This window comes from Leisingera sp. ANG59 (genome assembly GCF_013317235.1).
Classification (GTDB): Bacteria; Pseudomonadota; Alphaproteobacteria; order Rhodobacterales; family Rhodobacteraceae; genus Leisingera.
On sequence record NZ_WLCM01000077.1, the window covers coordinates 1 to 10847 of the forward strand.

Annotated in this window: 7 protein-coding genes and 1 pseudogene; 4 read left to right on the top strand and 4 right to left on the bottom strand. The window is 59.7% G+C overall.

Translation table 11 applies throughout. The annotated features are described in order from the left end of the window. The coding region (locus GKC28_RS26625) for a helix-turn-helix domain-containing protein (protein ID WP_368041129.1) at positions 1-140 on the bottom strand (140 nt) is incomplete at its 3' end. 29 nt (positions 141-169) lie between these two features. On the opposite strand from GKC28_RS26625, the gene GKC28_RS25440 reads away from it, so the two are divergent. Further along, a complete protein-coding gene (locus GKC28_RS25440; protein WP_174149737.1) occupies positions 170-1441 on the top strand; it encodes an ATP-dependent RecD-like DNA helicase in 1272 nt (423 codons plus the stop codon). A gap of 196 nt (positions 1442-1637) precedes the next feature. Here GKC28_RS25440 and GKC28_RS25445 read toward each other — a convergent pair whose 3' ends face one another. Continuing rightward, positions 1638-3263 (bottom strand): hypothetical protein, encoded by a 1626-nt coding sequence (locus tag GKC28_RS25445; RefSeq protein ID WP_174149738.1) that lies wholly within the window; start codon positions 3261-3263, stop codon positions 1638-1640. 368 nt (positions 3264-3631) lie between these two features. Between GKC28_RS25445 and GKC28_RS25450 the strand changes: the two genes are divergently transcribed. Beyond that, entirely contained in the window at positions 3632-4147 is a 516-nt protein-coding gene (locus GKC28_RS25450) for a hypothetical protein (RefSeq protein WP_174149739.1), read from the top strand. A 143-nt stretch (positions 4148-4290) separates the two neighbouring features. Here the strand turns inward: GKC28_RS25450 and GKC28_RS25455 are convergent, their stop codons facing one another. Then, entirely contained in the window at positions 4291-4788 is a 498-nt protein-coding gene (locus tag GKC28_RS25455; RefSeq protein WP_174149740.1) for a DinB family protein, read from the bottom strand. 800 nt (positions 4789-5588) lie between these two features. Here GKC28_RS25455 and GKC28_RS25460 point away from each other — a divergent pair. Then, a pseudogene (locus GKC28_RS25460) lies at positions 5589-6170 on the top strand (transposase); the annotation flags it as partial. A 5-nt stretch (positions 6171-6175) separates the two neighbouring features. On the opposite strand, the gene dnaE reads toward GKC28_RS25460, so the two are convergent. Continuing rightward, a complete protein-coding gene (gene dnaE / locus GKC28_RS25465; RefSeq protein ID WP_174149741.1) occupies positions 6176-9688 on the bottom strand; it encodes a DNA polymerase III subunit alpha in 3513 nt (1170 codons plus the stop codon). Positions 9689-10049: 361 nt separating this feature from the next. Between dnaE and GKC28_RS25470 the strand changes: the two genes are divergently transcribed. After that, the coding region (locus GKC28_RS25470; protein WP_174149742.1) for a 2Fe-2S iron-sulfur cluster-binding protein at positions 10050-10847 on the top strand (798 nt) is incomplete at its 3' end.

The following is a 10847-nucleotide window of genomic DNA, read 5'->3' on the forward strand; positions in this document are numbered from 1 at the left end:
TAGCTCGGCGGGCTCTCATCCTTCAGATACTTCTTGATCGTGTTCCGCGATAATCCCGTCGCCCGCGCAACAGACCGGATGCTGCGTCCCTCAACCAATACCCATCGTCGGATCTTCGACACGCTTTCCATCAGTAACACCTGCTCTTTCCTCCGCACTTTTAGTGCGGATGTTAACGAAAACAGGTGGGTCAATTTTACTCGCTCATAACCCACCAAAGTGGGTCAATTTTGCACGCCGATTCACACGCAAAGCCATCATAGCGGCGTTCGAGCACCGCCTCACTGTACTTGCAGGGTATGCAGGCTCAGGAAAGACGACGTCCCTGAAAGGGGTTTGCGACGTAGCCGAGCGCTTCAATCGCCGACCGATCCTTATGGCGCTCTCAGGACGGGCGGCGCAGCGCATGTCTGAGTCCACCGGGCGCCGCGCCATGACGGTTGCGCGCTACCTCGCGGGCGTCAAGGACGGGTCTGTCGCACCGGGTCCCGACACCATCTTGATAGTCGATGAGGCTTCGATGATCGATTTACCGATGCTGTGGCGGATCGTGCGCTCTCTCGGCGATGCGTCGCTGATGCTCGTCGGGGACCCGGCACAGCTCCCACCGATCGGATTTGGGCTCACCTTTCACGTCCTCGCAGACGACGACACAACGCCCAAGACCGTACTCGACCGGGTAATGCGCCAGTCCGCAGAAAGCGGTATTCCCGCCGTTGCCGAAGCTATCCGCAGCGGCGCATGCCCGGCGCTTGCACGCTTTGACGGCAAGGCTGACGGGGTCTCGTTCATCGCTTGTGACGCTGAAGCGGCCTTCGACGAGATCCACAAGATCGGAGCGCGACTGCGAGTGGACGGTGTAGCCCGCGATGATATGCAGATCGTCGCGCCTGTGAAAGCCGGCGTCGCTGGCATCGAAGCAATCAACCGGCGCTTCCACAACTTGCGCGTAGAGGCGCGCCGCAATGCCGCAAGGTTCTTTCCGGGTAGGTCTGGAGTGGCGGAAGGCGACCCAATCATCTGGACCCGGAACGACTACGAACGAGGCCTGATGAACGGTTCGCTTGGTCGAATCGAAACCGTCGACGGCAACGACGTCCGCGCCGTTATCGATGGCGCTAGAGTCGCTCTCGGACCGCTGGACGGCGAGATGATCGACCTTTCCTACGCAATCTCTGTGCATAAGTCGCAAGGCTCGCAATGGCCAGTCGTCATCGTGCCGCTATTCCGCAGCCGAATCCTTGATCGGACGCTGGTCTACACGGCGGTGACGCGCGCCGCCTCTCAGGTCGTTCTCGTCGGCGACCGCGACGCATTCGAAAGGGCCATCAAAAGCCCGCCCAATGCCTTGCTTCGGGAGGTGACGCTCGGGGCGCGCATGTCCGCGCTGACAGAGGCCGGCGGGGTGGCTATGTCTTCAGATCGTGTTGGTCAGCTTTGATGCAGGTTTCTCGGACGCCCCGCGCGACGTTTGGGTGACGCGGGGCCTTCCCGCCCCCCTGTTGGCGCAACAGTAGCGAAAGCTAACTTTGTCCGGCTTGTGTAGCACATGTATTTGAGGCGAACTGGTGCCACAACGGCGCCCGAATGGATCGGCGTCAGCTCGCCAATAAGGGGGTCATTGCCGGAGCTGTCGGTTAGACCGGGATTTGTATCCCAAGCGCGCTCAACCGCCCCCTGAGTTCTTCAGTTTGGATCGGAGCGTCATACGGCCACTCCAGAAGCCTAACATCGTGCAACCGCAGAAGCTTTCTCTTACGCTCGTCGCGGGCCTGGGTCGCTATCAGGCCTTCCTGGCCTCCAAACAGATCGACAGCCTCGTAATGTTGCTGGCCCTGATACTCGATGGCAAGCCTCTCTTCCGGAACAAAAATATCAACGGACTGGAGGCCCAGGAAACCTGCTCTCCACTGGTGGACGGCAGAGGGCCAGTAGTTTCTCACCAAGTCCAGAAGTGCTACTTCAGATACCCAGCCTCGGCCGATTTCTGGAATGGATCGGTCCCGCCGAAAGGCGTTTTCGGCTGCCAGCATGTAGCTGGCGAATATCTGTTCCAGGCTGCCCTCTCCTATGTCGATATTGACAGAGAATATGCGTCCCCGGGGACCGCCTGGCGTAGTAAAGCTTGAAAGCATCGCCTTCGTGGCCGGCCAGTCCGATGCGGGTGGCCAAGGAGGGAGCATGTGCCTCCCGAAATCAGGGTCCAAGCGCGAAATGTTCTCAAGCAGCGGAGGGTCGGCCTGCAGCTCTGCATCGAGATAGTCCTGAAAGACGGAAAACTCCTCTTCCAGCCGCTCGGAAATCAGAGATTTCCGGATATACTTTCTGGAAAGAAAGATAAGGTCAGCCGCTCGCGGCACTGAAGAGGTCAGGAACCGTAGGTAAACGACTTCATCGAACAGAATTTCTCTTTTTTCGCCGGGCACCTTCTCAACCAGCTGCAATGCTTCTTCCACTCGGTTGTCGTCTGTTAGCTGCAGTATATTGAACCAGTCTCCGTCCGGGTCCCATGATGTCACGTCAGTGATGTCCGGAATGTCCTTGGGCGCGCCCTCCTGGTTGTGCCCCAGATAGGCGTCTCCCATGACCCTCGCCTGCCAAGTGTAGCCGCGTGCGTTGCCATTGTCGGAGACTATGCGTGCCCATGGCAGTTCCGGAGGTAACGGGTTCGGATGCCAAGATGCTCCTGGCTCCACACCCGCTGGCCGCATCTCGTAACCAATGTCGAAGCCTGCCTTCTTCAGGTCGCCCCCCATCAGATCACCGATAGTCTCGACAATTCTTTCGAAGAGCTGGACTTGATCCGACGGAAGGCCAACAGACAGCAAAACACGGCCCATGCCTGATGTCTGCCTTGAAACGAACGGGGCATATTCTGCCATCTTTATTGCTCTTTGTCGCCTGATGCCCGGTCCTTCCAAAAAATGGAGTCTATGCGTGATGCCTTCGGGAAACGCGGGGTATGTCAGGGGGGCGGGGGCGTATATCTTTGAGGGCCGCTTCTTAGATGGTGGCTCAGGTCCATACTCTTCGAGGAGCTCACCACAGATTTTGGAAAGTTTGGCGTAGTGTATTGCACTATCACTGCCTTCCGGGCGTTTGGCCGACAGCGTTCGATAGTACTTCTGCCATCGAGACAACTCTTTTCTGTGAAATTCACGGTCAAACTTGTTCTTCAGACTTTTTTGGGCGAGCTTTACAGCTTCGCGGAAGTCACTCAGGCCTACATCACCATCATTGGGACTGGGTGGCTTCAAAGTCATCAATAGGTCTCCGAGTTAATTGCTTTTCAACATACCGATCATATCACCCTGTGGAATCTGAAAATGGCCGCACGGGTACGCCGACGGTGGCAAGACAAAAACGGTCGCTCGTATCCTGATCCTGCGTCGGCTTTCTGCGCACCTCTGCCCCTGTTGCTGACCCCAGCATAAAAGGCAGCCCGCCAAGGCGGTTCAATGGCCGCTTTTGGGAAGCCGGTCAGCATTTCACGCACTGGCAGCATCTTTTGCGTGGCGCCCCGCGCCAATGACCGCTCCGGGCTGGCTTTCCACACTCGCTGGACCCGGCATGGGCGTCGAAAGCGCGTCCGTGCTAGCGGTTTGGAATGTAAGGGTTTACTTAAGGTGCCATGACTGATGCCCGTAAATTTAACGATGAAATAGTTGAACCCACACTTGCTGAGTTCGATGCAGATTTTTCCTGCCTACGGCGAGCTTTCTTAGCGGTGACCGTACTAGATGCCCTTGCGGCGCAAATTTATGAACAGGCTGTAGAGCACAACATTAACCCGTTCGACCTGCTAGGATGGCACAGGTGTGGTGATCCGTCAGATCCAAATGACAGCACTTTTCGGCACCGTATTGCCGAGAGCTGTTCCGGTTTCGGCGTCATCCGCGACGTAGCAAAGGCTAATAAGCATTCGGTTTTGACGCGGGGAAACCCAAAGGTTAAGCGATCAGAGCAGATCGTATCACAACCTAAGGCTTATGGTCTTGGACGCTTCGGAGAAGGCAGGTTTGGCGGCGTTAGTCAGGTCATTGTTAAGTTAGATGGCGGCGAAGAAATCTACCTGGAACATCAGATACTTGAAGCGCACGACACGCTATTGAACTTAATTGATTTGCTAGAACAGCGCTTAGCCTAGCCCTTCGTACCTTCAGGCCTGAGGTCCGCTTTGGGGCTGGCTCCCGTCATACCCTGAAGCACCCGAGATGCGCTCTGGTCCTCCAGAGCGATGGCCTGGTCGCCGCGGCGCCGCAAGGCGGCAGTGAGCCCTTCGCGTGCAAACTACGGCAACATTGACAGGTCGGTTGGCTCTGTCTCTGCGCCTGCTGCTGTTAGCATTGCGTGGACCTGCCCCCGGTGGTGGGTCTGGTGATTAAAGAGCTCTGCGGCGCAAAGAGTCTTTGGTTTCTCGATGTAAGTTGAGCCATCGCCTGGATACCAAACAACCATTCCGTCGAGGTCAGCGTCGCCCAGTCGGGCTGCCCACTCTTCGATTTCCTCATCGCGCTTGGAACGCAGAGCTTTGAACTCGTTCCAATCCGATGGGCTGGTCAGGGAATGCGTAATGGTTTTCTCCGGCCGTTCGTTTCCTTTCAATCGCTGCAAGATCAGGGCGTCAGCCCAATACAAGTGGTTCAAGGTGGCAGCTATTGATTGGAAGAATGCACCCCGATCCTTGTGTCGCGCGATTTCGGTGAGCCCGTCAGCGGCGGTTACCAATGAGGTATTCTGCCAGGTATTATAGCGGGACATAAGGCGACAATATTCGGCTGAGATCATCGTCTCAGACTCCTTCTTCTTTTCTATGTGGGATGATATTCTGACGCTTGTTCCGAAGCGTCTATTCCAGCGCCTGGAGATACCTTGGCGCCGGGTTCAGAACGGCCTGACCAGGATGTTGGTGCGGACGGACAACCGGATAGTTGGTCATTTGAGGTGTGACGTCAAGCATCGGGTATGACCGCTTTTGTCCGCACAGCCGACCAACGCAATTTGCAGACATGGCCGGCGGGGTTGACAGGGGCGACAGCGGCTGATGATGGCCTTGTCGTCGGGCCGTAGGCTCGGCGGCAAGGGCGAAGCCCAAGCCGATGACGGCCCTGTCAAGCAGACCGAAAGGCTCACATGCGCGGATCGAAAGCGTGAAGCGGATCGAGACAAGCGGCTCGATCCGCAGCGTTCGATCCGGGACAGATTCCTCTTGCGGAATCTGCGCATGGGACGATCTGCGACCCCGACTGACACGCCGCACTCGGTTTATAGCTGTCATTCAATGATTTAATAGATAACTGGACACCCGCAAAATCTGATAAGCGTAATGCATATTGCTTGAACAGTCAGCTAAGCCATTGAATGAAATACATTCATTCATTAAGTTGAGTAAGCATATGGCTTATAACAAGTGCGGGTGAGGCAGCGGAATTGTAGATGATTGTGAAAGCTCACATCATTCTGCAATTTGTCCAGCTTAAATTGCAATTCTGACCACCAAAAGTTTGCCACTGCTCCCTGAGGGCGGTGGCTTTTCTGTTTGTGTACTTCCTGCAATCGTTTCCAGCAGGTTTCCAAGAGCGCCTCCAAAACGTTGCTTATGGTTCAAGCTGCACCTTGGCCCCGACGAGCAGACGCTGAAGGTGCACGCAGTGGAGATCAATGGGCGGCATATCGGCGATGCACCAGTCTTGACCGACCTGCTCGACCAGATCCCGGCAGACGAGGAGATAGTCTCACTGGCCGCCGACGGAGCCTATGGCACACGCAAATGCTATGGCGCCATCGCCGGTCGCGGCGCTCAAGCTCTCATCCCGCCTCGCAAGAACGCGAAGCCTTTGAAAGCAGTTATCCCCGGAGCCATGGCGCGCAACGAAGCCGTGCCCGCATCTGAATACCTGGGCCGTTCCCTATGGCTGCGGTGCAGCGGATACCACCGCCGCAGCCGCGTCGAGACAAAGTAGCACTGCGTGAAACTGCTGGGACAGAGGCCCATTGCTCGAGCCTTCGACCGATAGATAGCCGAGCTTCAAATTTGCATTGCCATCGTGAACGCGCGCACCGCGCTTGGCGTACCCGCCATGGAGGCCGTGCCACAAGCCCCTGCCCCTTGCAATTGCGAACCTTTTCCGGAGGTTCTTTTCGAGTTTCATGCCGCGCCGAGGGAATGACACCCTCAAATCTCCTCCACATCCATCACCCCGTCAAGCGACTTCAGCGCGCCCTTGATCTGCGGGTTGATCGGGAAAGGCTGGCCCAGATCCATCTCCACATCGCCGGGCAGGCCGGGGTCCTGCAGGTACATGAAGACCTCGCCGCGCGAGGCATTGCGGGCCGCTGCCTTGGCGTCCTCCAGCACCTGCGCCACGGTGCCCACCGCCGCCGCATCGCTCAGGTAGACCCGCAGGCTGCTGCGCCCGGCGTCAGCAATGGCACTGTCCACCGGCCCGACCGACCGCACCAGCAGCTTCAGCTGGTCGCTCTCCATCGTCGCCTCGGCGGTGATCACCACCTTGGCGCCGGTTTCCAGGAACTCGCGGGACTTCTCCAGCACTTCAGAGAACAGCGTGACTTCAAAGGCGCCCGAAGGATCCGACAGCTGGGCAAAGGCAAACCGGTTTCCTCGCGCCGACTTGCGCTCCTGCCGCCCGGCCACAACACCGGCCATCTTGGCCATGAACGGCCCGCGCTCGGCCTTGACAGTGACTTCGTCCAGCGTCATCACCTCCTTGCGCTTCAGCGCTGGCATGTAGTCGTCCAGCGGGTGGCCTGACAGGTAGAAGCCGATCGCCTTGAACTCCTCGCTCAGCCGCTCGGCCGGCAGCCAGTCCGGCACCGAAGGCAGACGCGGCTCCGGCAAGTCCTCGCCCGCCTCGCCGAACAGCGACACCTGGTTCGAATTCCGCTGGTCATGCACCGCGGCCGAGTAATCGACCAGCGCGCCCAGGCTCTCGAACACCCGGCGGCGGTTGGAATCCAGCTGATCGAACGCTCCGGCCCGCGCCAGCATTTCCAACGGCCGCTTACCGACCTTCTTGAGGTTCACCCGGCGGGCAAAGTCGAAGACATTGACAAAGGGACGTTCGCGGCCGTCCTCATTGCGCGCCTCAGCCACCAGCCGCATCACGTCCAAGCCGACATTCTTCAGCGCGCCCAGCGCATAGACCAGCTCTCCGTTCACCACATTGAAGGTCGCCAGCGAGCGGTTGATGCAGGGCGGCACGTATTTCAGCCCCAGCCCCTTCTTCACTTCCTCGAAGTAGATCGCCAGCTTGTCGGTCAGGTGAATATCGCAGTTCATGACGCCCGCCATGAACTCCACCGGGTGGTTCGCCTTCAGCCAGCCGGTCTGGTACGACACAACCGCATAAGCCGCCGCGTGGGATTTGTTGAAGCCGTAGTTGGCGAATTTCTCCAGAAGGTCGAAAACCTCAGAAGCCTTCTTCTTGTCGACGCCGTTCTCCGCCGCGCCCTTCTCGAACTTCGGGCGTTCGGCGTCCATCGCCTCCTTGATTTTCTTACCCATCGCCCGGCGCAGCAGGTCGGCGCCGCCGAGCGTGTAATTCGCCATCACCTGGGCGATCTGCATCACCTGCTCCTGATAGACGATGATGCCCTGGGTCTCTTCCAGGATATGGTCGATCAGCGGGTGAACCGAGGTGATCTCGCGCTGGCCGTTTTTCACCTCGCAATAGACCGGGATGTTTTCCATCGGGCCGGGACGGTACAGCGCCACCAGCGCCACGATGTCCTCGATACAGGTGGGTTTCATGCGCTTCAGCGCATCCATCATGCCGGTGGATTCCACCTGGAACACCGCCACCGTCTTGGCCCGGGAGTAAAGGTCGTAAGTGACCTTGTCGTCCAGCGGAATGGCGTTGATCTGGTTCTCCGCCCCCTCCGGCGGCTCATACAGCTGGGTGCCATCGGCGGCGATATGCAGGTCGCGACCCGACTGGAAGATCAGGTCCATCGCATTCTGGATCACCGTCAGGGTCTTGAGGCCCAGGAAGTCGAACTTCACCAGCCCTGCCTGTTCCACCCATTTCATATTAAACTGGGTTGCGGGCATATCAGAGCGCGGATCGCGGTAGAGCGGCACCAGCGCATCCAGCGGCCGGTCGCCGATCACCACGCCCGCCGCGTGGGTGCCCGCGGAGCGCAAAAGCCCCTCCACCTGCTGGCCATAGGTCAAAAGCCGGTCCACCACCGGCTCGTTGCGGGCCTCCTCGCTCAGGCGCGGCTCTTCCTTCAGCGCGTCGGCTATGGACATCGGCTTCACGCCCTCGACCGGGATCAGCTTGGACAGCCGGTCCACCTGGCCATAGGGCATCTGCAGCACCCGGCCCATGTCGCGCACCGCCGCCTTGGACAGCAGCGCGCCGAAGGTGATGATCTGCCCCACCTTGTCGCGGCCGTATTTCTCCTGCACGTATTTGATGACTTCCTCGCGGCGGTCCATGCAGAAGTCGATGTCGAAGTCCGGCATCGACACCCGTTCCGGGTTCAGGAAACGTTCGAACAGCAGCGAGTAGCGCAGCGGATCAAGGTCGGTGATGGTCAGCGCATAGGCCACCAGGGAGCCCGCGCCCGAGCCCCGCCCCGGCCCCACCGGGATGTCGTGGTCCTTGGCCCATTGGATAAAGTCGGCAACGATCAGGAAGTAGCCGGGGAACCCCATCCCCTCGATGATGCCCAGCTCGAAATCGAGCCGCTCCTGATATTCCTCCACGCTCACCGCATGGGGAATCACCGCCAGACGCTGCTGCAGGCCCTCGTTGGCGATACGGCGCAGTTCGGCCACCTCGTCATCGGCGAATTTCGGCAGGATCGGGTCGCGCCGGTACGCCATGAAGGCGCAGCGTCTGGCGATCTCCACCGTGTTTTCAATCGCCTCCGGCAGGTCGGCAAACAGCGCGACCATCTCCTCCTGGCTCTTGAAGTAATGCTGCGCGGTCAGGCGGCGGCGCGGCTCCACCTGATCGACATAGGCGCCTTCGGCGATACAGATCATCGCGTCATGGGCCTCGAACATTTCCGTGCTGGGGAAATAGACGTCATTGGTGGCGACCAGCGGCAGGTCCATGGCATAGGCCATCTCCACATGGCCGCGCTCGGTCTGCTTTTCCGCCTCCGGCTGGCCGTGCTCGCCCGGATGGCGCTGGAGCTCCACATACAGGCGGTTGGGGAAAATTGCCTTCAGCCGCTGCATCAGCGTTTCCGCAGCGGGCCGCTGCCCCATTCGCAAGAGCCGCCCCACCGGCCCGTCCGGCCCGCCGCTCAGGCAGATCACGTCGCCCGCGTTCTCTTCCAGTTCTTCCAGCGTCACATGCGGCAGTTCGCCCCCCTGCCGCAGGTACAGGCAGGAGTTCAGCTTCATCAGATGCTCATAGCCCGCCTCGCTCTGCGCCAGCAGCACCAGCGGCGCGGGCGGCTTAGGCCGTTCCCCCGGCGCCGGCTCGGTGAACCGCAGATCCACCTGGCAGCCGATGATCGGCTGCACCCCGGCGCCGCTTGCGGACACCGAAAACTCCAGCGCCGAGAACAGGTTGTTGGTGTCCGTCACCGCAATCGCGGGCATCTCGTGCTTCTTGCACAGGTCCGGCAGCTTCTTCAGCCGCACGGCGCCTTCCAGCAGCGAGTATTCGGTATGGGTGCGCAGGTGAATGAATCGGGGAGAGCTTGTCATGCCGCCACGCTATCTTATTGACACGCAGGGTTGAAAGGGCGATCTGCGCGCCGAACACCCGCCAAAACCGGTGCGGTGAACCCTGCATTTTATCCATATTGTTGAAACTCTTTCGCCGCAGGCGCGTAAAGCCACCGCAAAGATGCGGATAAAACGCATAAATATTAACACCCTACCCGCATCGCCCGCAATATTCTTGCTCCGCAGAATACTGCACCGCAGCATGGGTTTTCCTTGCTTTGGCAACGGCCTGCTCCCTAGGCTGTTGTCAGCAAGCAAAAAAACAGCCCGCTTCCCCCTCTGCGCCGCATCGAGGGGGCGGCACATCGGGTCAACAGGGTAAAGCGGCGGTATCGGGAAGATGGCACTCACCTTTCGTCTGAATGGTGAAGAGGTCCGCATTCCGGACGCAGACCCGTCAGCAACATTGCTGGACTGGCTGCGGGAGGAAAAAGGGCTTACCGGCACCAAGGAAGGCTGCAACGAAGGCGATTGCGGCGCCTGCACCGTCATGGTCACCGACGAACGCGGCGCCAAGGCGCTGAACGCCTGCATCCTATTCCTGCCGCAGCTCAACGGCAAATCCGTCCGCACCGTCGAGGGCGCCGCAGGCCCCGGCGGAACCCTGCACCCCGTCCAGCAGGCGATGGTGGATCATCACGGCAGCCAATGCGGCTTCTGCACCCCGGGGTTCATCATGTCGATGGTGACCGCCCATACCAACGGCGCCACGGATTTCGACGACCAGCTGGCCGGCAACCTCTGCCGCTGCACCGGCTACGCCCCGATCATCCGCGCCGCGCAGGCCGCCGCAGACGCCCCGGTGCCGGACTGGATCAGCGGCGACCGCCCGGTTGCGCCCGGCCCGCTGCCGCTGATGCCGCAATCGGCGGATGAACTGGCAGAGCTTTACGCCGCCAATCCGGACGCAACGCTGATCGCCGGCGCCACCGACGTCGGCCTCTGGGTCACCAAGCAGCTGCGCCACCTGCCGCAGATGATCTTCCTTGACGGCTGCACGGACCTGAAGGACATCAAAGTCACCGACAGCACCGTCCGCATCGGTGCTATGGCGGACCTGAACCGGCTGCGCATGGCGGTTGAACCTCTGCACCCCTCCTTTGCCGGGATGCTGCGCCGCTTTGCCTCCCAGCAGGTG